Origin of the sequence: Metabacillus dongyingensis, from assembly GCF_019933155.2 — a bacterium.
GTDB classification, from domain to species: domain Bacteria; phylum Bacillota; class Bacilli; order Bacillales; family Bacillaceae; genus Bacillus_P; species Bacillus_P dongyingensis.
This window is the reverse complement of the sequence record NZ_CP082944.1, coordinates 2,534,460-2,558,391: the sequence shown is the minus strand read 5'-3', so window position 1 is coordinate 2,558,391 and position 23,932 is coordinate 2,534,460. Positions and strand designations below refer to the sequence as shown.

23 protein-coding genes and 2 pseudogenes are annotated in these 23,932 nt (G+C 37.6%); 16 read left to right on the top strand and 9 right to left on the bottom strand.

Annotated elements, in window-relative coordinates:
* Positions 1-3 precede the first annotated feature (3 nt).
* Together K8L98_RS12750 and K8L98_RS12745 are read left to right on the top strand one after the other, a co-directional pair.
* On the top strand, positions 4-1,014 hold the full coding sequence (locus K8L98_RS12750) for a glycosyltransferase family 2 protein (protein WP_223435200.1): 1,011 nt from the start codon (positions 4-6) through the stop codon (positions 1,012-1,014).
* Positions 998-1,423: a GtrA family protein gene (locus tag K8L98_RS12745; RefSeq protein WP_223435197.1), complete on the top strand. Its 426-nt coding sequence runs from the start codon at positions 998-1,000 to the stop codon at positions 1,421-1,423. The genes K8L98_RS12750 and K8L98_RS12745 overlap by 17 nt, the downstream gene beginning before the upstream one ends.
* A 98-nt stretch (positions 1,424-1,521) precedes the next feature.
* On the opposite strand, the gene K8L98_RS12740 is transcribed toward K8L98_RS12745, so the two are convergent.
* Entirely contained in the window at positions 1,522-2,739 is a 1,218-nt protein-coding gene (locus K8L98_RS12740) for a TerD family protein (RefSeq protein WP_223435195.1), read from the bottom strand.
* 325 nt (positions 2,740-3,064) lie between these two features.
* Here K8L98_RS12740 and K8L98_RS12735 point away from each other — a divergent pair, with 325 nt between their 5' ends.
* From K8L98_RS12735 to K8L98_RS12725, 3 genes are all read left to right on the top strand, one after another.
* Entirely contained in the window at positions 3,065-3,433 is a 369-nt protein-coding gene (locus K8L98_RS12735; protein ID WP_252205539.1) for a replication termination protein, read from the top strand.
* Between the two features lie 113 nt (positions 3,434-3,546).
* Entirely contained in the window at positions 3,547-4,158 is a 612-nt protein-coding gene (locus tag K8L98_RS12730) for a hypothetical protein (protein WP_223435191.1), read from the top strand.
* A 112-nt stretch (positions 4,159-4,270) separates the two neighbouring features.
* Positions 4,271-5,356 (top strand): PRK06851 family protein, encoded by a 1,086-nt coding sequence (locus K8L98_RS12725; protein WP_243550964.1) that lies wholly within the window; start codon positions 4,271-4,273, stop codon positions 5,354-5,356.
* A 37-nt stretch (positions 5,357-5,393) separates the two neighbouring features.
* On the opposite strand, the gene K8L98_RS12720 is transcribed toward K8L98_RS12725, so the two are convergent.
* The 5 genes from K8L98_RS12720 to sspL form a co-directional block, all read right to left on the bottom strand.
* A complete protein-coding gene (locus K8L98_RS12720) occupies positions 5,394-5,792 on the bottom strand; it encodes a hypothetical protein (protein ID WP_223435188.1) in 399 nt (132 codons plus the stop codon).
* Between the two features lie 26 nt (positions 5,793-5,818).
* Positions 5,819-5,998 carry a hypothetical protein gene (locus K8L98_RS12715; protein ID WP_070877424.1) on the bottom strand — a complete coding sequence of 60 codons (180 nt, stop codon included), beginning with the start codon at positions 5,996-5,998 and terminating at the stop codon, positions 5,819-5,821.
* A gap of 171 nt (positions 5,999-6,169) precedes the next feature.
* On the bottom strand, positions 6,170-6,805 hold the full coding sequence (locus K8L98_RS12710) for a class D sortase (protein ID WP_420828786.1): 636 nt from the start codon (positions 6,803-6,805) through the stop codon (positions 6,170-6,172).
* Entirely contained in the window at positions 6,798-8,201 is a 1,404-nt protein-coding gene (locus K8L98_RS12705) for a processed acidic surface protein (RefSeq protein WP_223435187.1), read from the bottom strand. Before K8L98_RS12705 ends, K8L98_RS12710 begins: the two co-directional genes overlap by 8 nt.
* Before the next feature lie 150 nt (positions 8,202-8,351).
* Entirely contained in the window at positions 8,352-8,495 is a 144-nt protein-coding gene (sspL, locus tag K8L98_RS12700; protein ID WP_223435186.1) for a small, acid-soluble spore protein L, read from the bottom strand.
* A gap of 122 nt (positions 8,496-8,617) precedes the next feature.
* On the opposite strand from sspL, the gene K8L98_RS12695 reads away from it, so the two are divergent.
* The 7 genes and pseudogenes from K8L98_RS12695 to K8L98_RS12665 all read left to right on the top strand — a co-directional run bounded on the left by K8L98_RS12695 (position 8,618) and on the right by K8L98_RS12665 (position 16,311).
* Positions 8,618-8,779 carry a hypothetical protein gene (locus K8L98_RS12695; RefSeq protein WP_223435185.1) on the top strand — a complete coding sequence of 54 codons (162 nt, stop codon included), beginning with the start codon at positions 8,618-8,620 and terminating at the stop codon, positions 8,777-8,779.
* A gap of 557 nt (positions 8,780-9,336) precedes the next feature.
* Complete coding sequence (locus K8L98_RS12690) at positions 9,337-9,897, top strand: glycerol-3-phosphate responsive antiterminator (protein ID WP_223435183.1); 561 nt, start codon at positions 9,337-9,339, stop codon at positions 9,895-9,897.
* A gap of 39 nt (positions 9,898-9,936) precedes the next feature.
* Positions 9,937-10,767, top strand: coding sequence for an HAD-IIA family hydrolase (locus K8L98_RS12685; protein WP_223435181.1), 831 nt, complete (start codon positions 9,937-9,939; stop codon positions 10,765-10,767).
* Positions 10,768-11,052: 285 nt separating this feature from the next.
* A complete protein-coding gene (locus K8L98_RS12680; protein WP_223435178.1) occupies positions 11,053-12,144 on the top strand; it encodes a HupE/UreJ family protein in 1,092 nt (363 codons plus the stop codon).
* 98 nt (positions 12,145-12,242) lie between these two features.
* Positions 12,243-14,804, top strand: a complete 2,562-nt coding sequence (locus tag K8L98_RS12675; protein ID WP_223435176.1) for an outer membrane protein assembly factor BamB family protein — start codon at positions 12,243-12,245, stop codon at positions 14,802-14,804.
* Positions 14,805-15,041: 237 nt separating this feature from the next.
* Positions 15,042-15,212: pseudogene (locus K8L98_RS12670) on the top strand (UDP-glucose 4-epimerase GalE); the annotation flags it as partial.
* A gap of 208 nt (positions 15,213-15,420) precedes the next feature.
* Positions 15,421-16,311: an endonuclease/exonuclease/phosphatase family protein gene (locus tag K8L98_RS12665; protein ID WP_223435173.1), complete on the top strand. Its 891-nt coding sequence runs from the start codon at positions 15,421-15,423 to the stop codon at positions 16,309-16,311.
* Positions 16,312-16,607: 296 nt separating this feature from the next.
* Here K8L98_RS12665 and K8L98_RS12660 read toward each other — a convergent pair whose 3' ends face one another.
* The gene (locus tag K8L98_RS12660) at positions 16,608-16,958 is read right to left on the bottom strand and encodes a YkgJ family cysteine cluster protein (protein WP_223435167.1); all 351 of its coding nucleotides are present in this window, start codon (positions 16,956-16,958) and stop codon (positions 16,608-16,610) included.
* A 423-nt stretch (positions 16,959-17,381) separates the two neighbouring features.
* Here K8L98_RS12660 and K8L98_RS12655 point away from each other — a divergent pair, with 423 nt between their 5' ends.
* Entirely contained in the window at positions 17,382-17,777 is a 396-nt protein-coding gene (locus tag K8L98_RS12655; RefSeq protein ID WP_223435165.1) for an SRPBCC domain-containing protein, read from the top strand.
* A gap of 272 nt (positions 17,778-18,049) precedes the next feature.
* The gene (locus tag K8L98_RS26695; RefSeq protein WP_338036969.1) at positions 18,050-19,768 is read left to right on the top strand and encodes an aminoglycoside phosphotransferase family protein; all 1,719 of its coding nucleotides are present in this window, start codon (positions 18,050-18,052) and stop codon (positions 19,766-19,768) included.
* A 439-nt stretch (positions 19,769-20,207) separates the two neighbouring features.
* Here K8L98_RS26695 and K8L98_RS12645 read toward each other — a convergent pair whose 3' ends face one another.
* On the bottom strand, positions 20,208-21,221 hold the full coding sequence (locus K8L98_RS12645) for a L,D-transpeptidase family protein (protein WP_420828785.1): 1,014 nt from the start codon (positions 21,219-21,221) through the stop codon (positions 20,208-20,210).
* A 294-nt stretch (positions 21,222-21,515) separates the two neighbouring features.
* On the opposite strand from K8L98_RS12645, the pseudogene K8L98_RS12640 reads away from it, so the two are divergent.
* Positions 21,516-21,917 (top strand): annotated as a pseudogene (locus tag K8L98_RS12640) (bleomycin resistance protein).
* A 442-nt stretch (positions 21,918-22,359) separates the two neighbouring features.
* Here K8L98_RS12640 and K8L98_RS12635 read toward each other — a convergent pair.
* On the bottom strand, positions 22,360-22,770 hold the full coding sequence (locus K8L98_RS12635) for a small multi-drug export protein (protein ID WP_275976706.1): 411 nt from the start codon (positions 22,768-22,770) through the stop codon (positions 22,360-22,362).
* A 377-nt stretch (positions 22,771-23,147) separates the two neighbouring features.
* Here K8L98_RS12635 and K8L98_RS12630 point away from each other — a divergent pair, with 377 nt between their 5' ends.
* Positions 23,148-23,927 (top strand): hypothetical protein, encoded by a 780-nt coding sequence (locus tag K8L98_RS12630; RefSeq protein WP_223435159.1) that lies wholly within the window; start codon positions 23,148-23,150, stop codon positions 23,925-23,927.
* The last annotated feature ends 5 nt before the right edge of the window (positions 23,928-23,932 follow it).

Here is a 23,932-nt window from a genome sequence, read left to right as displayed (position 1 = left end):
ATAATGAATGCACCAACGCTAACCATTGTAGTTCCATGCTATAACGAAGAAGAAATTCTACCTCAAACCATTCATAAACTAAGTCAATTGCTGGACAGTTTGTGTATAGAGAAGAAAATCTCATCAAAAAGCAAAGTCCTGTTCATTGATGATGGCAGCAAAGACTCTACGTGGACAATTATTAATAAAGCATGCCTTCATTTGGACAGGGTAGCAGGGTTAAAATTATCACGAAATGCAGGACATCAACATGCATTGCTTGCAGGCATGTTTGCAGCAAATGAGGGATCCGACTGCATTATCTCTATTGATGCAGATCTTCAGGATGATATCACAGTCATTCATGAATTTATTGACAACTATCAAAAAGGGTATGAAATCGTTTATGGAGTCAGAAAGAAAAGAGAAACAGATACTCTTTTTAAACGCAAATCGGCTGAATGGTTTTATAAGTTAATGAAAAAGCTTGGAGTTGAGCTTATATACAATCATGCGGATTATCGACTGATGAGCAATCGTGCTGTACAAGAATTGAAAGGATTTGAGGAGGCTAATTTGTTTTTGCGGGGCATCGTTCCTCTCATTGGGTTTAAATCAGCCAAGGTCTACTATGACCGGAAAGAAAGGCTTGCAGGGGAAACCAAGTATCCTTTAAGCAAAATGCTTTCCTTTGCCTTTGATGGCATCACATCCTTTTCAGTTACACCGATCCGCTTAGTTTTATCAATGGGTTTGATTACTTTTATTGTTAGTCTTCTGTTCAGCGTTTACTGTCTGACGATGAAATATTTAGGAAGGACTCAATCAGGATGGACTTCTTTAATTGCCTCTATATGGTTAATAGGCGGTTTGCAGATGATTGCTACAGGATTAGTCGGAGAGTATATCGGAAAAGTGTACAAAGAAACAAAAAGGCGTCCCAAATATATTGTCGAGATTGATTTATTCAATCTTCCCATCCAAAAAAATAACCTGATTCAAGAAGAAGACTATCGCTATGAGCTCAGAAAGTAATTTCATTCGACTTGATCCTCTTTTACTAAAATTCATTCTCGTCGGAATTATGAATACAGCCGCAGGCTTATCAGCAATCTTGCTTTTGCTGAACGTAATTAATGTTTCTTACTGGCTATCAACTTTTTTGGGAAATACCATAGGTGCAGCCATCAGCTATTATTTAAATCGTTCATTTACCTTTTCAAGTCAGGCCAGCATCAAAAAAAGCCTCCCGCGGTTTATAATAGTGATTGTATTTTGTTATTTCGTGTCATTTTCCGTCGCAAAAGCTGCAGCTAAACTCATTTATACTGGATTCCCCCTAGGCTTTATCTTGACTCAAGATATGCTTGCTGTACTAGCAGGGACAGGTTTTTATACGATCTTAAATTTTTTGGGACAGAAGTATTTTGTTTTCAAATACTGATTATTAACGCTGATATCAGCTACCATACGAAAAAAGCAGAAGTATATACATTACTGCTGCTTTTTTTATCTATCTAAACTATGTTCTAAATAATCAGACTAATTTCCGAAATAATTGTTATAGTCCTGGTCATTTTTAAATTCTATCGGTCCTACATCCATTCTAAAGCTGCCATCTGAGTACAGAAGTGGTGAAGCCTCGGAATGATCACGTGAATAACGTTCTACATGTGATACTTTCATCGCCTTTGAGTCTGTGAAATCAATATGAGCTATGGCAACCCAATAAGCTAAATCATTACGTTCCAGCAGCGGAGCGACGACGACATTACCCATATGATTATCAACCACAGCTTTGGCTTTCATTGACTTAAAGCTTCCAATACCGTTTCCAACAGCACTATATGCAGCAAACATAACATATGACAATTCATCAGTCCGATATATTTCAATTGTTTCTGTTCCAAATTTCTGAGAGTCTCCATCAAGACGAATAAAAGGAAATTGACTGCTGCTTCCTAAATCCTTGTAATAGATCTTCCCTTGAAAACCTGTTTTAGTAACATAAAAACAATATAGATCAAGATCTTTATTTGACTCCCATTCAAGAACTGCGGTAATTCTTTGAGATTTCTGAATATTGACCGATTGTTTTTTCTTTAATTCGATTTTAGAAAAGTTTATTTTTGAAGCTGGCTTTTTCGAAATGGGTTCAGGTATATGATGAACTGATTTTACCTCTTTGGGAGCCAGCTGAGCAGGAGTTTCTTCTTCTATTTCAACTCCGAAATCCTTGCATAATGAAGCAAGACCTCCAAAATAACCTGCTCCAACACTATTAAACTTCCATTCTCCGGAATGTCTATATAGATCGCCGACAACTATTGCCGTTTCTTCTGAAAATGTATTTGGAACAGGGAAGCAATAATATTCCTTTCCAGACTGTTCATCAACAATAGATAAAGTGATATCCGAAACTTGTCTAAATGAACCCTTAGTTCCATTTTTTTGATAGATAGTAAGAGAAAATACGATTTTACTAATTTCGGAAGGAACTTTATTTAAAAAAATCTGAAAAGGCTGGATGCTCGAAAAGGAATTCTTTTTAATAACAGATCCACAGCCAGAGGAAGTCTGTCCGTAAAAGACAAAATCTGAATCTTTTAAAACTTTTCCATTTGAACCTACTAAAAATGCAGAAGCATCTATTTCCAGATCTATAGCTGTATGCCAGCTTAACTCAATATTTACACACCTTAATTTTGGATCAAGTCTTGTCAGATCAGCTTTTTGACCTTTAACTAGTACAATTGACATTCTGAAATCCTTCCTCTCGATTATTTTTATTAAATCATCCTTAAATTATAATCCAAAAGTAACAAATCTAATATAAAAAATTGTAGATTCATTCCTTTATTGAAGAAGCTATTTATTCAAATTAAACTATGTTCTAAATAATCATTATACTTATAAAAATGCTCAGACTATATTCCGATTACTACTCCATTTCACTTTCTAACTAAAAAAGGATATAAAGGGTCAAAAGACTCAATTTCCGTCTTAATGCAGGAAATTTTTCTAAAAACATTGAATTATTAGAACATGCTGCATGTAAACGATCTTCAAAAAGGAGATGGTTAAATTGGGTGAAAAGAGAAGTGCTAGCGGATTTTTGTTAAAACAAAGAGCTTTTTTAAAGCTCTACATGATTCGCATGACAGAGCAGGACCGGCTTTATGGATTAAAGCTTCTGGATGTGCTGCGGGACGAATTCAGAAGATATGGATACAGGCCAAATCATTCTGAAGTTTATAAATCATTACACGAATTAATTGAAGATGGTGTATTAAAGCAAGTGAAGCGGAAGAAAGAAGGCATGAAGCTGCAGGAAGTCGTTTATTACAAGTTTGAAGATTATGAGAAGGCAAAGCTATACAAAAAACAGCTGAAAACAGAATTGGATCGGTGTCAAAAACTTCTCGATAAGGCTATTCAGGATAATTTCTCATAACATCAGGCAGTTCTTCAGAATCCATGAAACGGATTCTTTTTTTGTTTGAAGTATGATTATGTTAGGTTATGATAAGTATTAGAATTTCTGCAAAAAAATTGGAGGACTATAAATTGCTGAAAAAAACAATAAAAGCATACATTGAAAATGAAATAGCCAATCATCCTGAAAATCTATCTATTGGAATTTACAAAGCAGAAAAGGAATATGCAGAGGCACACAGTCTGGTTCCGGAGCAAGTTACTTTAGAAGAGCTGAAAGCACTTTCCCGTTTTATGCATTCCTATGTTGAACGAGTGGATAAAGAAACGGAGGAATTGATTGCAGTTGAGAAGCCGTCAGATTTTCTTCAGGAAAAAGTAAGTTTCTTAAAAACCAATCAAAAAGAGTTTGTTTATTTAGAATCTGAATGGTTTGACATCATCAAAATTGATGGATTAACCCTTGAGCATGATGATGTTTTTGGATCTTATAAAGGTCTACTTGGGTTAAAGCAAAAAAAAGCTGCAGGAAGCAGCATCCGTGAATGGTTGAATGAAAAGGCAAATGGAGAATCAACTAAATTCCAGCTGCTATTCAATGACAAAGACGGCTTATGGGATGTTAATTTTGACTGTGATCTGATAGATGGTTTTCACGAAAACTTATCACTTAATGCAGCTTTTGAATTAATCTATGATTTCCTCTTTCAGCTTGTGAATGAATTAGATAGGAAAGGACAATAAAAGATTACACCAAGCCTGCAGAAATGCAGGTTTTTCATTTTTTGAAAAATTAGGCGTTCACCCTTATTCACTCTTAACATATGTTAGTAGAAAAGAGGGAGAGGATGATTGGATGAAAGGAAAAGCTCTACATTATTTTGCTAGCGGCAATACAGCTAAAGGATATTTCAGTCTGTATAATTTTTCAGTTAAAGGGTTAAATCGGGTATTTTTGCTACAAGGCGGGTCAAGATCCTGCAGATCAGAATACATGAAAACAATAAGTGAATCATTGCTTTCAGCAGGTCATTCGATTGAGTATTTACACTGCCCTTCAAATAATGACTGGATTGAAGGATTTATTGTTTCTGATGCCCGTATCGGTATTATTGATGATGCGGTTCCTGAGATTCGCAAACATATTTCGGATGAAAACCTGCAAGTTATTGTTCTTGAAAATGAAATGAAAATTCATTCTGCAAATAGGGATGCAATTGGACAGCTAAACGCCGATATTTCTTCTAAATTTCAAGAGGCTTACGGAACGTTTGCCGCATCACTAAAAGCGCATGATGAGATTGAAGATATTTACATCGCAAATATGGATTTTACTAAAGCCAACCAATTGTCGAATGATTTGATTGAACTTTTCTTTGGAGAGGAAAAGGCTGACAAACCTTCGAATGTAAAACACCGCTTCTTAGGCGCTGCTACACCTGATGGAGCAGTAGATTTTATTCAAAACTTAACAGAAGATATCGGGAAACGGTATTTTATAAAAGGCAGGGCAGGTTCAGGAAAATCTACTATGCTTAAAAAAATTGCAGCTGCTGGAGAAAAAAAGGGATACGACGTTGAAATTTATCATTGCGGATTTGATCCAAACAGCTTGGACATGGTCATTCTTCGTGAAAAAGGCATCGCAATATTTGACAGCACGGCACCTCATGAATATGAACCTGAACGAGAAACAGATGAGATCATTGATATGTATCAAACTTGCATAACGCCTGGGACAGATGAAAAATTCGCATCTGAAATCAATCGAACAACTAAAGCTTATAAGGACAAAATGAAAGAAGCAATCACATACCTGTCAGAAGCAAAAGAACTGATAGATCAGCTGGAGGAAATCAAGGGAGAAAAAAACTCTTCACGTTTTATTGATCTATACGAACTAATAGCAGGAGAGATAAAACTATATTTGAATCATTCATGATATAGAAAATAGAGCTAAACAAACATTTAGCTCTTTTCTATATTGTTAATTTAAAAAAGCGTATTGGTGCATTCAATTTATTCTGATCACGATAAGAACGATATGACACAACATGATGCTCTAAAGTACGGACGTCAAGCTGTAAAATGTCAGATCCCTTGGTTTCCAGTTTGTAATGAACATCACCTTGGTCCAATGTAAAAAACGAAAAGCTCAGACCTAAAAGATTCTTGGTCCTTTTTTTAGTATCGGGATGGTATTGAATATAAGCAGCTAATTGTTCAATTGTAGCTGTCTGAGTTCCAGTAAGAGAATCAATTCGCTGTTTTACATATGCAGCCGCCTGAATCAGATTCATTTTTGTTTTATTTATCATTTTTGAAATAGGAATATCCATATCGCTTCTCCTTTCAATAGGATCGGGAGAATTCATCATGAATTGTTCTCCCGATCATGCAAATTTTATTGATTTTGATCCGGCTGAGCAGAAAATTGATTATTTGCCCCTTGGCTGCTCATTCCTGTTAATTGCGGCATCATATTTTGAAGCTGTCCTCCGCGGCCTGTCATCAAACTATAAGCAGCTGCACCAATGCCGATAGAAGCAATGATAGGGAGAATTTGGATATTGTTTTTATTCATTTTATATCACCCATTTTATAATTATTTTTCATGCAGTTATAGGTTCTGTATTTTACTATAAATCTAAAGCTAACAAATCCTTCCTGGTCTAAATATTTGCAGAAAGAGGCAAAATACACGATGCCATATTAAAAAGCCTCTCTTTTTTACCAAGAGAGGCTTGACTGCAAACTATTTATAAATCGTTTTAGATGTCAAGTAAGCTACAAGAACATATCGTTTTGGTGCGGAACCAATAAATTCAAACGGGTAGCATGTGCTCACTGTAAGTGCTGCCCGCGGCTTTGGAACAATTACTGTGCGGTCATCCTCATCAACAATTCTTACTTTTTGTACCTTGAATATGAATTCACCGGCAGCAGTTCTGACTATCAGCAAATCACCCTTGCCAACTTCGCCAAGCCTTCTAAATACCGTATCTCTATGACCTGAAAGAACAGAGTTATCATTTTCGCCAGGGAGTACACTTTCAGCAAAATGCCCTACACCTTTTTCAAGTTCATTTTCATCAGTGCCGTGAAAAATAGGGAGTACCGCATTTAATTTTGGAATATAAAGTTCTCCCATTTCTTCTCCAATTTCAGGCCGGCTTGGGTATATCACTTTTTTTACTTCCGAATCTTTTCCTTCGGGTATGTTTTTTTGTTTTACTTCTCCTGAATTGTAATCAGGGGAAATAGAAAAGGATCCCGCAGCAAATTTATAGAGATTAGTTGCTGTAAACAGCAACCCGATTAGGATTAAAAACACAGGAAATGAAAGGAAAATCATCCGCTTTTTGCTGATTCTTCTTTCCATTTTAAACATTGCGGACCTTTCGATATAAGAAGCTTCCAGCTGCCGATAAGATTACCCCAATTGCTGCATAGGTGAGGTAATTACCTGCTGTTTTTGGCAATTTTGCGCCTTTTACAGTTTTCTGTTCCGCATGATTCATTGGTTTGGTGATGTGTTTTTTTACAGGCTGTACGGAAGTGTCAATTGTTTTAGCAGCTTGCATTGCAGATTCCTCAACTTGCTTTCCAGTTTCTTCAAGAACTTCAGAACTTACCATTTCACCAGTTATGATAAGGTCAGCAAGGAACGTTCCATCCACAGAAAATAGGGTTACTTTTAAATTTGCTCCTTTTAATTCATCTAATCTGATTAAGTCTGCAAGTGACAATGGGGTTTCCGACCCATCTTTAACAAGACTGTACGATGCCTTTAATTTAAAAATAGAAAGAATCTCATCATAGATTGAAGCAAGCTCGGCTATTTGACCTGCTGATAAATCTTCTGTAACTTCAAATTCCCCGATAGCAAGCATCCGGTTTCCTAAAACATCAAGACGTTCAATGGTTGCCTGGTCTGAAAGGTGATCCTCTAGTGAAATCAAATGCTCTTCAATATTTTGAAGCTCTTTTTCCGTTAATCCCAGCTCATCTTCAAAAATAGGCAAAAGATCCTCAGCTATTTCTTCTTCCAATCCCATTAAAGTCCATACTGTTTCCTCCAATTCGAAAATGTAGATATAATCATGAAGATCCTTATCATTCTCAGCAAGCAATTGAAGCAATGACTGCTGATCAAGATCATAATTTTCTTTGAAGTAAGCCAAGTTGCTCAAATCAGCTTTTATAACTTCTCCAAGAAAATCTTCAAGCTGCTTAACAGATTCAAAATTCGCAATGCTTTCATCGTAAATTTTAAGAGCTGTTTCAATATCCTCTTTAGTTACTTCAAATCCTCTTTCAGCACTCACTTCCGCAAGATAAACAGCGAAGTTCTGGTCAAAATCTGGATCTCTTTCAAACTCAAAATCTTCTGTATAAAAATAGATAGTTTGAGAAAGATCGTCAATGAATATATAATCTTCTAAACTTTCTCCGTTTTCTTCTAATAGAGATACCATTTCTTCATGATCTAAATTAAATTCATCATATAAATCTGTAAGATTTCTATAATCTGATTCAATAACCTCTCCTAAGAAACCCTTAAGGTCTGCTGCAGATTGATAATTCCGAAGACTATCACCGTAATATGAGAGCGAGATTTCGATATCAGCTTTCGTCACTTTAAATCCTCTTGTATTACTTACTTCGTTTAAATATTCAGAAAGTTCAAGCTCGAATTTTGAGTTTTGAGCAGCCGTCGTTAAATGTGGAAATAAACTTAAAACCAAAATAATTGTTAGTAAAAATGCCCCCAGTTGTCTTTTCATCCTTTTCTCCTCATTTTATAAAATTTATATAAACCTAGAAAATTATAAAATAGGAAGAAAGATTTAACAATGAGGTAATTTAAACCAATTACAAGGTCATAAAAGACTGACATAGAGAGTGGGAAGGGAGGCAGCAGTGCCTCCTGGTTTCTAGATTTTCGTATTGGATTTTTTAGCTCGATTCTCAAGCTCGCTTTTCGGTTCAGCTGAAACCTCAGTATCTTTTCCTTGGCCCTGTGGATTCACGCTTGGTGCTGCTTTACCGCGGTTTGATCCTGTAAATTTACTGCTCATTTCATTCACCTCCAGACCTATTATGCCCTTAATCATGGATTTAATTAGCAAATTTTGATGAACCCTCGTAAAAACGTTCTTTAAAACGAATATTATACTAATACATATATAGGAGGACTATAATGAAAACGATCATAACAAATAAAGAATTGGCATTTTTGGTTGAAACAGCAATAAAATCTGATGTCTCAAAAGAAGACTTCAAAGTGTTCGTTCAATCAAAAAAACTTGAAAGTGAAATAAAGGTCTGCGTAAATAATAAATTTATGTCCTTACTTAAATAGTTTGGCAGTTTTTTAAGCTGGCTTAAGTTTAATAGCAGACCTGACAAATGTCCCAGATCCATTTTAATTGGAGCTATCGTAAAATCAGCGTCATTTTTTTTATAAATTTATCATGCCATCACATAGCAAAACCAATAAAAGGTCTGGCATCTTGATCTTTGAATCCATTAAACTATACTAACTCTAGGATTTATGTTTAACAAAATTTGTCAATATAATTTACATGAAATTTATATATAGTTAATTTTGGATTAATAAACTATTGGTATTATTTAAACATAGAATTATTACTTAAAATTAATTCGCATTATTAATGATAATTCCTATTTTGTGTAAATTTCTTTATAATTAAATATCCTAAGATGTAATTGGGCGGAGACCAGGAGAGATCCCAAATATATTGAAGGTTCGAATCGTATGTATTATTTAATTTGTCAATTTATTGACGAAATTAGATGTATATGTTTGAACTTCATTATATTTGGGATTTTCTTATTTTTTCGAAAATTAAAACAATTGGTTCATCGCCAGTTATACAGGAAAAATAAGGAGGAACTATGGACCACATAAAACAACTTTTTGAATTAAATCCAATTGTAGCCGCCGTGAGAGATGTAAAACAAATTGAAGATGCATCGGAATCAAATGTTCAAGTTATTTTTTTAATGACTGGCGATATTTTCAATATTAAACATTGTGTAGATACTGCTAAACAACATAATAAGAGCATTTTTCTTCATGTCGATTTAATGAAAGGGATTGCGAAAGATAAAGAGGGAATCAAGTATTTAGCACGTGAGATTAAGCCTGATGGAATCATAACTACGAAAAGTAATTTAATTAAAGTAGCAAAAAAAGAAGAGCTAATTGCTATACAACATCTATTTTTTCTTGATACCCATGCTTATACTTCAGGTGTTCGAAATATAATGGAAACCAAACCAGATGCGATTGAAATAATGCCAGGATTAATGCCAAGAGTTATTAAAGATCTAAGTAAAGTTTGCCCGTATCCAATTATTTCAGCCGGTCTTATTAAATCGCACGAGGAGATTTTAGAAGGATTGGAAGCAGGTTCAAATGCAGTAGCTGTAGGGGCATCTGAACTTTGGAAATGAAAACTCAATTAAGCATTTTATAAAGGACTAATAAAGGTCGTGACTACTCTGCATGGAATGGAATGGAATGTAAATAAAATATCAGCATTCATTTTTGATTTAGATGGATGTATATATTTAGGCAACAAAGTTTACGAAGGTTCTGTAGAGTTACTTCATTATTTGATTGATTCAGATAAGAAAATATTTTTTCTAAGTAATAACTCTACTGATCAAGCAGAAACAATTCGCCAAAAATTAATTAATATGGGACTGCCAGCTGAAAAAACTACGATTTTAGTTGCGACAGAATTAATAGGGGAATACTTATTTGAAAATTATGGTTCAGTAAATGTTCTACCTATTGGAACAGAGCAGTTAAAGGAGTCTCTTCAAGTGCAAGGACATAAGATATGCCTCTCTGACAATGAAGATTCATATGACTTTGTTGCAGTAGGTCGAGATACTTCATTTACTTATGACACATTGCATAAATGTGCTCGATATGTGATGAACGGTTCGAAATTAATAGCTACTAATCTTGATTTATATCACCCTGGGGAAGATGGAAATAGAGTTCCAGAAACAGGCGCTCTAATTGCTGCAATTCAAGCAGTGACAGGGATAGAAGAAGTACAAGTAGTTGGCAAACCTTTTATCTATCCTTTTAATAAAATTATCCAGGAAACAGGGTTTACCCTAAATAACTGTGTAATGGTAGGGGATAATCCCTATACCGATGTTGAGGGAGCACATGCTGCAGGGTTAAAGACTTTTTGGATTTCTCACGGTCAGTCTTTTCCAAACGAACTTGGCTATCAGCCAGATTTAACATGTAGATCAATGAAAGAATTAGCTGAAATAGTAATTACGACTCACAGTAAAGAATAGGGGAAGTAATTATAGAAAAAAATGTTTTAAACCTGCTTCCTTATTCGACAATCCATTTACAGATATACAGGGAGTATGGTTGAAAATTTTACGGGACAAGTCTGTCCCAAATGCGTTGGGAAATATCAGAAAATTCTTAATTCCCAAACGGATGTACAGGGAGGACATTTCGCCAGAATGTATATAATCTGATTTCTCACGGTTATTCCTTTCCCGATGACAACCATTTTAAATCTAGTTAATAGAAAAAAACTATTAAATCAAAGATGTGAAGGTGTGAATCAAGTGAAAATATGGATAAAGTGCTGGTTTGTGATCTTATGTATATGGATGATGGCAGCTTCAATACCTGGGAAGGCATGGGCTCACACGGACAACAGTGAAGGTCAATCCAAAGTGACTGTGAACAACGATACTCTGCATTACGATCTATATATTGACTTTTTTGAACTCGGGCGGCTCGTAGATTTGGGAGTTCAACCCGGTGTCCCGCAAAGCGAACTGAAAACAGCTTTACAGAACAAACAAACAGACGTGACTGAATACCTCGAAAAGCGACTGGAGGTATTTATCGACGGGGCTAAAGCGGAAGGATACATATCGAACACCGATGTGGAGAAGAAACTGGACAGGGAGTACGCACACATCACAATAGATTACCCGATTTCCAGCAGCAGCTCGACATCAATCCAAATTGACTACAGTATCTTCTTTGACGACAACGATCCCATGCATAGAAATATTGTGAGCTATGAAGTTGGGGGTGATAAAGGACAGTTTATTTTCAATGCGAGTGACAGACAGCTGCAGGTAGGTAAAGGAACCGTCTTCGGACAGGTATCCCGTTTTATTCAGCTTGGCTTTCATCACATCATGATTGGGATCGACCATATTCTCTTTGTTATTGCGCTTGTGTTAGGTTCCAGAAAAATAGTCGATGTGCTTAAAGTGGTCACCGTGTTTACAGTGGCACACAGTGTAACATTGGGCCTCACGGCACTGAATCTTCTAAATATACCGCCGGAAATCATAGAGCCTCTGATCGCATTGAGTATCGCGTACGTCGCCATCGAGAACATACTGTTCCCGACATCCAAATATCGGCTTTGGGTGGTATTGGGATTCGGACTTTTCCATGGTATGGGGTTTGCCGGTGCCTTGCAGCTAACCAGCGATATGACATGGAAGACCCTATTGTCGATACTATCGTTTAATGCAGGTGTGGAAGCAGGTCAGGCTCTTGTTATCCTATTGCTGTTCCCGGCTTTATTTTTGGTACGCAGGTTCCAATGGTCAGGTTGGATTCAGGGAACGGCAACCACGGCAATTGCAATGTTTGGTTTCTGGTGGTACTTTGAACGCTTTTTGGCAGCGTAGGGGCAGGGATTACGCTTGAAGGAGGGGATGCACGCAAAAACAAATCTATTTTGGAAGAAACGTTTTAATAAAATTTTGAGAAGAAGGAGAAACCAAACATGGACAAATTCGAAAGATGGAAGAAAATAGTTCGGCCGTTCGCTGTACTCAGTATGGTTGGTCTCGCAGCAGCAGTGATGATAAAGCCGGCTCTTGCGGAAGAGGACAGAGCAGTTGTCTCAGGGGTGGTATTTGAAGATAAAAACGGAAACGGTCAGCAAGAAGGTAACGAAAAGGGACTTGAGGGCGTAAGCGTTTCTGATGGTATGGAGATAACCAAAACAGACGAAAAAGGGAACTACACACTGAAAGTAGACACCGAAAGACGCATTAACGATCTTGTTTTCATAACGATTCCAACCGGATACGGTGTTCCAACCGACCAGTACATGACTCCGCAGTTCTACAAACAGCTGGGTCAGTTACAGGTGAACGAGAATCGTCAGCAAAACTTCGGCTTGCTTCCTAAACCGGAGAGCAAAAATCCTAATTTCAATTTTGTCAACTATGCCGATGTGCACGTACAAGCGGGCACTGCCAATAACCTGGAACGATTCAGCGGCCAACTAGCTCAAACCAATGAGTTGACAGGGAACCCGGCATTCGTCGCGGTTAGCGGGGACTTGACCAACGGGGCTACGGATCAAGAGTTTCAGGATTACCGAGCAGCCACAGCCAAATCCAAGTTGCCTGTATTTCCTGCTGTCGGTAATCATGACTTAACGGCAGGTGCAACGTACAAGGACCGTATTGACCGCTACCGCCAGCTTCTTGGACCGGAGTGGTACTCATATGACTACGGTAATAAGCACTTTGTTACATTGGAAAACAACGTTGCATTCAGTGATCCCCAACAACTGGAATGGTTGAGACAGGATTTGGAGCTGAATGCCAAAGGAAAAGAGGTTGTTGTAATCGTTCACAAACCTTTGAACACACCACAAACCCCTTCTCCGGACAATACAAAGAAATTTATTGAACTGCTTGGACAGTATAAGACAAGCATGTTGCTGATGGGGCATACTCACGTAAACGATGTGTCAGCCGATACGATTAAGGGTGCAAAACATATCATAACCAACTCTGCCTCTTACACGATTGACCAGTCTCCGAATGGATTCCGTATCATCAATTTTAAGGGAGGTAAGCCAGAGACTCCGTTTAAGATGTTTGACGTGAAACAAAGCTTGACGATTGTCAATCCGGCACCAAACAGCAAGATCGCGCAAGATGAGACGGTGATCCAAATCAATGCATATAACACATCTAGCAATGTGAAAGAAGCTAAATACCGTATTGACGGTCGTTCCTGGAAGAAGCTTAACCGAACGAGTGCTTTCACCTGGGTTGCTGATTGGGACGCTGAAGATTTAAAGAAGGGTCAACATCAAATTGATGTAAAAATCACCGATGATGCACCGAAAACTTGGGAAAAATCCTCTGTGTTCCAAGTGGTCGATGAAGATAGTGTAAGCGAACCGAAAGGCGGAGAGGACTGGACGATGTTCAAAGGTAACGCACAGCATACCGGGAAGGCTCTGGACGTTCTCGCACCGGAACTGAACTTCGCATGGAGCCATCGTACACCTGGATCCATCTTGACGTCATCACCTGCCATTGTGGATGGAACCGTTTATGTAGGTACAAGGGATGAGAATGGCAGCGATAATAATACCGTTGTGGCTGTTGATCTGGAAGACGGGGAAAAACGGTGGAAGTTCAAAGCAGATTCGCAGGTACAAAGCTCTCCTGCCGTAGCGGACAGAATCGTCTATGCATCATCCATCCGTGGTACGCTCTATGCACTTGATACAAAGAGCGGTGAAAAGCTCTGGGAGAAATCGGTTGGCAAAGATGAAGTACAGCGCGCATGGATGTACTACTCTCCTACCGTTTCTGACGGAGTTGTCTACCAAGCTTACAGTACTGGAAAAGGTGGAGCCCTTATGGCGCTTGATGCAAAAACTGGTCAGGAATTGTGGACTAGCAAACTCGCTGGAAACTGGATTGCTGAAAACTCTCCGGTAGTTAAAGACGGACGTGTGTACGTAGGTGCTGACGGAGGCTATTTAATTGCCTTTGATGCAAAAACCGGAGCCGAACAATGGAGAAAAAGACCTGTTGGCGGTTGGATGCACTCCATGCCTGCCATTGATAACGGACGTATCTATATGGGATACGGCGGTGGACTGGTTGTCGCTCTGGATGCTGCAACTGGCAATGAACTGTGGCGTTATAAGAGTGAAGACAGCTCGTACATTGCAGGCGGCACAACCGGTTCCTCGCCTGCTATTGTGGACGGCAAGGTATATATGGGCTTCCCGGATGGCAACATTGCAGCTCTAGACGCAGTAACAGGTCAGAAGAAATGGAGCTATCGTACACAGGGTGGTATTATCTCTTCACCGGCGATCAGCGGCAATATCTTGTACATCGGTTCCAATGACGGCAACCTGTATGCTTTGGATCGTACGACCGGTGAAAAGAAATGGAACTTTGAAATCGGTGCATGGGTTGGATCTTCCCCTGCAATCTCTGGCAACACACTTGTAGTGGGTGCATTCGACGGTAACCTATACGCATTCACGACAGATAAGAAAGAAGAAAAGAAAAAAGACTAATTCAATTTCAAAACAAAGATCGTTAACTTTTTCTATTTCATACACAAAATTGTGGTTAGTGTAGACGGTGACTAGGTGGCCACTACTCTGAAGATCCCCAATTTGTTATTAAATGACATAGGAATGTTGGGTAGAACAAATGCCAAAAAACGAGTTTATCATCTCATTAACCAGTAAGTTAAGATACACATTAAAAGTGTGACCTACTGGTTAAAAGAGAAGAAATCAGCAGAAGTTTTTAATCTAGGTAATGGACTTGGTTATTCTGAAGTCATTTAGCCGTGTGAAAAGGTAACAGGGATAAAAGCGAATGTAGAAAACGTCGACCGCCGCACCGGGGATCCGGCAAGGCTAGTAGCTTCTTCCCAAAAGATCTTTTCTGAGTTTGATGGAAAGCAGAACGGATGACTTTGGCACCTAGTGAAATCCGATGCGAGGATTTTTCCAATGAAGGCTAGTGTTTTAGTCCTTATTAAGCTGGTTGTGTTATCTCTTATCTAGCTTTGATTATCATCGGCCAAAAGAAAGCCAGTAAACTCAAATTAGGCATTTTCGACAATGAAAATTGTTTATACTCTAAAAATAGTTTAATAGAAAACTTTGAGAGGTGTTAGGTTTGTTTAAAAAATTATTTATTTTCACTTTTATTTTATTGTTGTCCATGATTCCTATGTTCTCTTACAGCAGTGAAACTCATGCCACAGAACTACCAATGTTTGAAAGAGGTATTGAGACTGACATTAAAGTTATGGCTTATAATATTCATCATGGAGAGGGCACAGATGCCATTTTGGATTTGAAAAGAATTGCAGAGATTATTAAAACGTCGGATGCTGATATCATTGGTTTGCAAGAAGTAGATAATCATTTTTCAGAGCGCAGTAATTTCGAAGATCAAGCGAAATGGTTGGCAAATTACTTAGGAATGCATTATGCATATGCTGCAAATCTTGACTATGAACCTTTACAAGAAGGAGAACACCGCCGTCAATACGGAACGGCCGTGATAAGTAAATATCCTATCCTTTCTGCCGAAAATCATCTGCTCACTAATATTCCATATCCAGTAAACCCTACAGAACAGCGCGGTCTTTTGGAAACTGTGATTAACGTGAGAGGAAACCATGTTCACTTTTACAATACGCATCTTGACAATAAAAGAGCAGAACAGAGGGATCTGCAAATCAGGGAGATACTTGACATTGCAAAACAAAAAGAAGGAACAAGTATCTTTGTAGGAGATTTCAATGCTACACCTGAAAGTTCAGAAATTCTAAAGATGACTGCACAATATAAAGACGTATTTGCTGAACTTGGTCAAAATGATGACTTTACCATTCCTGTAGATAAACCGGATCGTCGCATCGACTATATTTTCACTTCTGAAGATGTCAAAATTAGGACTGGGGAAGTTATAAACACTAATGCATCTGATCATTTACCAATTACTGCAGAATTAGTACTGAAAAAAAAATCGCTATTTAATAATGGGATAGGCAATAACTAACCCCTAATGAGGACTACCTGTCCTTGATTATGTGAATACGAAACCCCTACAGTAAAGATATACTGCACCCCAATTGTTAGACATAATCTAACATTTGGAGGTGCAGTTTTTCTATGGCTAAATTTTCAAAATAAGAAAAAATAATGGCCGTTAAAAGATATCTAGCAGGTGTAGAATCTTTTATGGAATCGCTAATTCTATTGGTCCAAAAGCAAAATTAAAAGGCATGAGTCCGGCAGAATACCGAACTCATGCCCTACCCGTTGCCTAATAATAAAGTGTCTAACTTTTTGGGTTCACTTCAAATCTTTCCATGTAAAATCCAACGTTAAAATTCCAACATGTTTTTCTTTATCAGATTGATCTATGTTTTTTGTTGCTAATGCTGGTTTCCGAAAACAAACTAGATCTTTGTAATATCCAAACATACGACAAATTTCAGGTCTTACCGAATGTATTCCACATCTATCTTTATTTAGATCATAGAAAATACATGTTCCATAATATCTTTTTTGATTCTCTAGCTCCGAACGCATTTTAGTAGGCATTGATTTTATCTTCTTTTTTATTTTCTTAAATTCGCTTTCAGTGACAGGAACTGGACCGCAGCACAACCCTTTACACCCTTCGCATGGTAAGATTTCCATATATACACCCCTAATAATTTATTTAATATAAAAATAAGTGAGTTTTTTCCCTGTCTAAAATGTTGGCAGTACCCTTTAGACAATTAAAAAAGCCTCGCAAAAATGCGAGGCTTTTAAAAAATAGTATTGTGACAGAGTCAAAGAGTGCTGAGGCTCATAACAATTGAATGTAAACATACAGAGAGAATGCAATAAATGCAAGGCCAAATCTAATATTATCATTAATATAATTATAGCAAAAATTAGGAAAAAAAACAAAAGTTAAAAAAATTTATTGAATAATTAGCTTATTCTACAAAAGAGCGCTTATATGTAGGAACGTGTCTCTTTTCGTGTATTAGACCAGGTTATTTAACAAGAATTTAATTTCTGAGGGAGTTAATTTATAGCCATTAATTGCTACAAATTAAAGGAGGAATAGATATGGGTAAGGCAGAAGAGATAAGTTCAGTTTGGATTGATGGGGAAAAAGAAACCGTTTGGACTGCTATAACGGATGCGAATAAACTCTCACAATGGTATGCTCCAGGTTCACCTTGGGAAATCCCCAATCTGTATGTAGGGGAGAAAGTATTTTTTACGTTAATGCCTAGTGTTCATAATAATCTAACAGAGAAGCTTACTATGTCTTTAACAATTGAAGTCATTAATCCTTATCGGGAATTTTCCCTTTACTTGGATTCACAACAATTGCTTATTTCTTTTATGTTAGAAGAGGAAAACAATGGAACCAGAGTTACAATCAATTCTGGTGGATTCAATGAATCGTTAGCAAATTTAAAAGCACTAATAGAGGGAAAGGAAATACCTTTCATTTAGAGTATTCAACAATCGGACCTAATAAGTGCGAGCAAGCTTCTATAGCCTTCGATCTAACAAAACCAGCTAATATGATCTATTTCTGATCTTCAGCAACCCGGAAGCAAGTATACGCAATACAATATTAAACATTAATAACGAACTATAGAGCAGAGATGAATACGGTTTTGGTAAATCATCAGCAGTTTGGATGTGTATGATGCCGTTATAAATGCCGGTGTGCGCAATAATGATGGATTATTTATGTGGAATAAAGAAAAGGAGATAAAATCATGTTCGATATAAAAAACTATGCTACATTTGAAAAAATCAAACCGATAAACAAAGGCTGGTCGAGCGACAAAAAATACTATATTGAAACCGTGACGAACGAAAAAATGCTGCTCCGCATAGCCGATATTTCAGAGTATGCCAAGAAGAAAAGCGAATTTGAAATGATGAAACGGTTAGCCGAATACGGTGTACCCATGTCGCAGCCTGTTGATTTTGGTATGTGCGACAACTGCAAAAGTGTCTACATGCTTTTAATATGGTGTGACGGTGAAGATGCGGAGATTGTATTACCAAAAATGACTGAAACCGAGCAATATGTACTCGGTATAAAATCGGGGCGAATACTGAGGAAAATCCATAGTATTCCTGCACCAAAAGAGCAAGAAGAATGGGGAACACTTTTTAACCGCAAAACAGACAACAAAACCAAAAAATACAATGGCTGTGGCATAAAAATAGATGGTGACGATAAAATCATCGCCTATGTTGAGGCGAACAGACACCTCCTTGACGGCAGGCCGCAATGCTTTCAGCACGGCGATTATCATGTGGGAAATATGATTATTTCGCCGGAAGGAGAACTGAGCATAATCGATTTCAACCGTATTGACTACGGCGACCCATGGGAAGAGTTTAACCGCATTGTGTGGAGTGCTGCTGTCAGTCCGCATTTTGCCACAGGGCAGCTTAACGGTTATTTTAACGGAAGACCGCCTGTGCAGTTCTTCACGCTTTTGGCTTTTTATATAAGCAGCAATACGCTGTCGTCAATATATTGGGCAATCCCTTTCGGTGAAGATGAAGTTACCGTTATGAAAAATCAGGCAAAAGATGTTCTAACTTGGTTTGACGGCATGAATAATCCTGTACCGACTTGGTATTTAGCAGATTTTTATATACAGTACATAAATAATATTCCATACAAATTAAAATCTCCATTTGATATCTCTTTCATTGAGCAATATGGTGAGATTTTTAAAATTTATGACGATCAAGATTCGGGCAATATCTGCTTCGGCGTAGAGAACGGTGATAAGAGATACTTTATAAAATTTGCCGGCGCACCGACAGAGCAATATTCCGGCAAACCCGAAGATGCAATAGCAAGTCTGAAATCCACCGTTCCGATTTATCAGGATTTAGCGCACCCCAATTTGATAAGATTTATCAAAGCGGAGGAAATAGGCAGAGGGTTTGCCGTCATTTTTGAATGGACAGACGGCGTGTGTATGGGCAGAATGTATCCGCTGTCCAGAGAAAAGTTCTTGCAGATGCCGGACAGCACAAGGCTTGAAGTATTTAACGACATACTGAACTTTCACATTCATATTATAAAGCAAGGGTATATTGCCATTGACTTTTATGACGGCAGTATTATGTATGACTTTGACACAAAAAAGACCATTATTTGTGATATTGATCTCTATTCTAAAATGCCCTATATAAATACGATGGGCAGAATGTGGGGTTCATCACGCTTTATGTCGCCGGAGGAATTTACACTCGGTGTAGCCATAGATGAAATAACTAATGTGTATTTAATGGGAGCTACCGCGTTTGCTCTGTTTGGCAGGGAAAAAGACAGGTCAATCGAAAAATGGCGATTGGGCGACGAATTATACAAAGTGGCGTTAAAAGCGGTCAACGATAACAGAGGCAAGCGTCAGCAGTCGCTTTTGGAGTTTGAATGCGAGTGGAACAGGGCATGTCTTATATAAGCTTTAGAAATAATTCAACAAACGGGCGTGATTGCGGAATATCGAAAGCCTAATTCCTCACTAAAAATACTGAGAAATCAGACTTTTTTGTCTTTTGATATTTTTAACGTTGTAATCCTCATTTTCCTGACTATAAATAGAGAGTACCAAGCTTCTCTATAGGGGTGAAAATCCCAAATACGTCGCCGAGATCAGTAGGGAAGTAAAGCTTACAGACAGTGCGGTGTTTGGGAGGAAGACTGGAATAGAGGAAAGTGAGTGCTGGTTTATAGAATTATGTTTCGCGTTCAGGTGTGGCAAAATTGTATGTAGATGCTGAGAGATTTACGTCTAAACTACCTGGAACCGCAGCATTTTTAGAAATGCGATCACATTTATTCAGGGATGAAAAATTAAAAGAAACCTAGGTGATTTCGACATCTGCCTAGGTTTTTTAAAATTATATCCCAAGTGCTTTTTTCGTAGCAGGACCAACGATACCGTCTACAGATAGGTTTTTAGATTTTTGGAAAGAACGAACTGCTTTTTCTGTGTTAGAACCAAATACTCCGTCTACACCTTTAGTGTTGTAGCCTTTTGCAGTAAGTGTACTTTGAAGTGTTTTTACTCCGGTTCCACGACTGCCCATTTTTAAAGTACCGCTGACTGTTCCCGTGGATGGTTTATCAGGTGATGTCGGTGGCTTTGTTCCATCTAGTGCTTTTCTTGTTGCTGGACCAACAACACCATCCACTGTTAAATGAAGGGATTTTTGAAACTGGCGAACTGCCTGATCTGTATTATTTCCGAACGCTCCATCAATACCTTTGGTGGTAAAACCAAGAGAAGTAAGTTTGCGTTGCAGCTCTTCGACTGCAGGACCTCGGCTGCCTTTTTTCAGAATCGAGCCATTATTCATTGCAGGAATGGAAGGTGATACTGAACTCGCAGTCGTTTTGTATCCATACGATGCAGCAATAGAATCAAATGACTTACCTGAAGAAGTAATGATTACTGGTGTGTTGGTCGGCACTTGCCCGAACAGCCATTCTACTTCATTATCGAACATTCGAACACAACCGCTACTAACGTATCCGCCAATTGAGTTTGGATTGTTATTGCCATGAATGGCATACGTTGTACCGTATGTTCCCCTCGCATTTAATCCTAGCCAGCGGTTGCCAAGAGGATTTCGCGGATCACCACCTGGAATGTTGTCCTTGTAGTAAGGTCTGTTCACAATTTTATTCACAATCTTAAATTTCCCTTCAGGTGTAAGTGATTGACTTCTGCCTGTGCCCACCCTAAACACTTTTTTCAGCTGACTGTTTTCATAATATGCAAGCTGATTATTGCTCTTGTTGATGATGATGAATTTGCTTCCTGCTGCAGATGCAGAACTCAAATCTAAACTAAAAATCATAAGAAAAGATAACATAAAAAGAATAAACATTTTTTTAATCACAGTTACCATCCCCTTTATTCAAATTCACTCTGTATTCAACCTATATAACGAAGTAAATTTCAATATTGTTCCATAAAATAACAATATTTAGAAAATAAAAAAACGCTAAGATTATATTTCCTAGCGTTGATACTCATACCATCTATACACTTTCCCCAAAAGTTCAGCAAAATCAATTAACGATTTATTGAACTAAAGGATCAAGTTTCTTAAAAAAGGAAATATGATTCTTTTGAAGAAATTTTATGTAGATAACTTATTTGAAATTTGTAAATGGTTTAGTAATGTAGGGGGAATTAGGATATGAAAATGTTGCAAGCCATTCCAGCTTTACCAGTGAGAGATATTAAACGAAGCATAGATTTTTATTGTAAAAAGCTTGGTTTTTCCCTGGGCTATCATGAGGGTGGTTTCGCGGTGCTTCTTTATAATGATGTTCGCCTTATCCATCTTTGGGAAGCCAGTGATGAAAGCTGGCGTACTCGCAGCAACTCAACACCGGTCGTTTCAGGTGCAGAATCGTTTATTGCAGGAACTGCTAGTTGTCGAATAGAAGTAGAGGGTGTTGATTAACTGTATCAACACATACAGCCGTTGGGTATTTTGCACCCAAATGCGAAACTAAGTGACCAGTGGTGGGGAGTACGTGATTTCGGTGTATCTGATCCCGACAATAATCTAATAGGATTTTTCGAAAACCTATAAATTCTCCTGTCATTGAATTAACAGGTGTATTTGTTGGATACATTAATCCCAATTTCTCATGGGCATTTTACTGTGCGGCTGAATGCATTAGAATAAAGTACAAGATAATGAACGTCGGCTTAAAGAAAAAAGGATCTACCCTATAAACCGGTGGATCCTTTTTAAACTAAGGGGGAATACCTTCGGGAATTCAGGATCATACCACCCTAGCAAGGAATATAAATACTTTCTAAACGAAAAAAAACATGTATATCAACATGTCAAACAGTCTAAATTGACTAGAGGAACCTTTTTTATAGGGCCTTTACGAGTTGTTAATTTACTAGAATTTGATTATTACTGAACAAAAAATGCAGAATTTTTTTGCAAAGTAACTATAATATAGTTTTCTCGCTTTCTACAAAAACAGATGGCCTAAGTCGGATTCTAGCAGCTCACCCAGCTAAATCCAATTTACGTATTTAAGGCCATAAACAGAGCCAACTGTCATAAGAATTGACCAAATGACTAAGCTGATTCCCATCCAAGTAATTACTCTAATTCTAGATGAACCAAGCAAAATAGCTGTTAAAGCAGCTAAATCTGTTCCAAGTAACGAGGGTGAAAGCAAAGCAAACGCTGGGAGACCATATTTCTCCCAAATATGTCTGGCTCTAGTTTCTCTTTTTGAAGGCTCTGATTTCCCCTTTTTTTCTCTCCGTTTTTTACGCCATTCAGAAATTTGTCTAAAAAACATTGCAAAGACTAAAACCATAATAAAATTTCCTAAAAAAGCAATAATCCCAACGGCTACAGGTGACATCTCCAACACAATTCCTACTGGAATAATATAAAAAACATCCAGTAATGGCAATATTGATATTAAAAATAAAGCGATGTATTGCCAAATTCCATCTGCTTGTTGAACCTATTCAACCATCCGAACAACCCCTTGTAAAATAACAAAAATTTCTCTCTCTTTACCTATTATACAATAGTAATAAAAAACCGTTTAATTTTCTTGTATTATTCAAAAGCAACAAAGTTTACGAAAAGAGCCTTAATGAAAAATCATTTCTTGGTATTTATCCGAACTAAGAACTTCTCCTTTATTCCTCGATTTCTTATTATTTTCTGTTTACCATTATTTCATTTTTTCCTTTTAAACGGAGCTCAAATAGATGCGGGTCACACGGTCAAAGACACCCACATAGACTATAAAGAATGAATTAGAAAGAAAGGAGGAAAAGCGTGTCCAAAAATGACAGCCATAAAGGTCAATCAAAGGCTTATTTAACGATTCCTGCAAAAGCGAGTACTTCAAACCAGGAATTTTTCCGTGTAAATTATATGCAAGAATTTTTGAAACACCAGCAGCATGTAAATACCGGGCTATCACATGCAGCAGATACCTTAAACAGCTTGCTGCATGAATCTAGATCAGAGCAAGCCCAACACTTTCATGCTGTTTACAGGCAATTAGAAAAACAGGAAGCTGCGACATCACCGCTGCTGTCAAATATAGAAACACAGCAGTCTGCATCAAGAATAATGAGTGAACGATTAGAAAATCTTGAAAAATCAAACAAAGAATTGATGATTAAGTTATTAAGTGAAGGTCATATAAGCCAGGCAATTATTGATCAGCTCACTTTCCAGGATCAGTCCATAAAAGAACTTTCAGGGAGATTTAAAACGTACGAGAGTCTGCAGGAAAAAATAATAGACCAGCTGGATTCACATGCTGTACTTAAAGAACAGATTAAAGACAGGCTGGAACTGCAAGAAGTGTTTCATCAGAGTGTAATCGAGAGGATCAGTCATCAAGAAGCTTTGACCGAGAAAATTTCAAGAGATATAGATCACTTAAAATCAGTTATCTATGAGAGAGTATCTTATATCGCTGAAAAAGTTGAAGAGAATTTCAAGGTGACGAAAGAGTATATATTCAATCTTTTTTCAAAGAGTGGATCTATTAAAGAATATACCATTACAAAACCTCATAAGAAAAAGGACCTTTCAAACCTTTGATTCTA

Excerpts from the sequence above, each read along its gene's own strand:
- K8L98_RS12750 (WP_223435200.1), top strand. The coding sequence starts at position 4 with ATGAATGCACCAACGCTAACCATTGTAGTTCCATGCTATAACGAAGAA.
- K8L98_RS12745 (WP_223435197.1), top strand. The coding sequence starts at position 998 with ATGAGCTCAGAAAGTAATTTCATTCGACTTGATCCTCTTTTACTAAAA.
- K8L98_RS12740 (WP_223435195.1), bottom strand. The coding sequence starts at position 2,739 with ATGTCAATTGTACTAGTTAAAGGTCAAAAAGCTGATCTGACAAGACTT.
- K8L98_RS12725 (WP_243550964.1), top strand. The coding sequence starts at position 4,271 with ATGAAAGGAAAAGCTCTACATTATTTTGCTAGCGGCAATACAGCTAAA.
- K8L98_RS12720 (WP_223435188.1), bottom strand. The coding sequence starts at position 5,792 with ATGATGAATTCTCCCGATCCTATTGAAAGGAGAAGCGATATGGATATT.
- K8L98_RS12715 (WP_070877424.1), bottom strand. The coding sequence starts at position 5,998 with ATGAATAAAAACAATATCCAAATTCTCCCTATCATTGCTTCTATCGGC.
- K8L98_RS12710 (WP_420828786.1), bottom strand. The coding sequence starts at position 6,805 with ATGTTTAAAATGGAAAGAAGAATCAGCAAAAAGCGGATGATTTTCCTT.
- K8L98_RS12705 (WP_223435187.1), bottom strand. The coding sequence starts at position 8,201 with ATGAAAAGACAACTGGGGGCATTTTTACTAACAATTATTTTGGTTTTA.
- sspL (WP_223435186.1), bottom strand. The coding sequence starts at position 8,495 with ATGAGCAGTAAATTTACAGGATCAAACCGCGGTAAAGCAGCACCAAGC.
- K8L98_RS12695 (WP_223435185.1), top strand. The coding sequence starts at position 8,618 with ATGAAAACGATCATAACAAATAAAGAATTGGCATTTTTGGTTGAAACA.
- K8L98_RS12690 (WP_223435183.1), top strand. The coding sequence starts at position 9,337 with ATGGACCACATAAAACAACTTTTTGAATTAAATCCAATTGTAGCCGCC.
- K8L98_RS12675 (WP_223435176.1), top strand. The coding sequence starts at position 12,243 with ATGGACAAATTCGAAAGATGGAAGAAAATAGTTCGGCCGTTCGCTGTA.
- K8L98_RS12660 (WP_223435167.1), bottom strand. The coding sequence starts at position 16,958 with ATGGAAATCTTACCATGCGAAGGGTGTAAAGGGTTGTGCTGCGGTCCA.
- K8L98_RS12655 (WP_223435165.1), top strand. The coding sequence starts at position 17,382 with ATGGGTAAGGCAGAAGAGATAAGTTCAGTTTGGATTGATGGGGAAAAA.
- K8L98_RS26695 (WP_338036969.1), top strand. The coding sequence starts at position 18,050 with ATGTTCGATATAAAAAACTATGCTACATTTGAAAAAATCAAACCGATA.
- K8L98_RS12645 (WP_420828785.1), bottom strand. The coding sequence starts at position 21,221 with ATGGTAACTGTGATTAAAAAAATGTTTATTCTTTTTATGTTATCTTTT.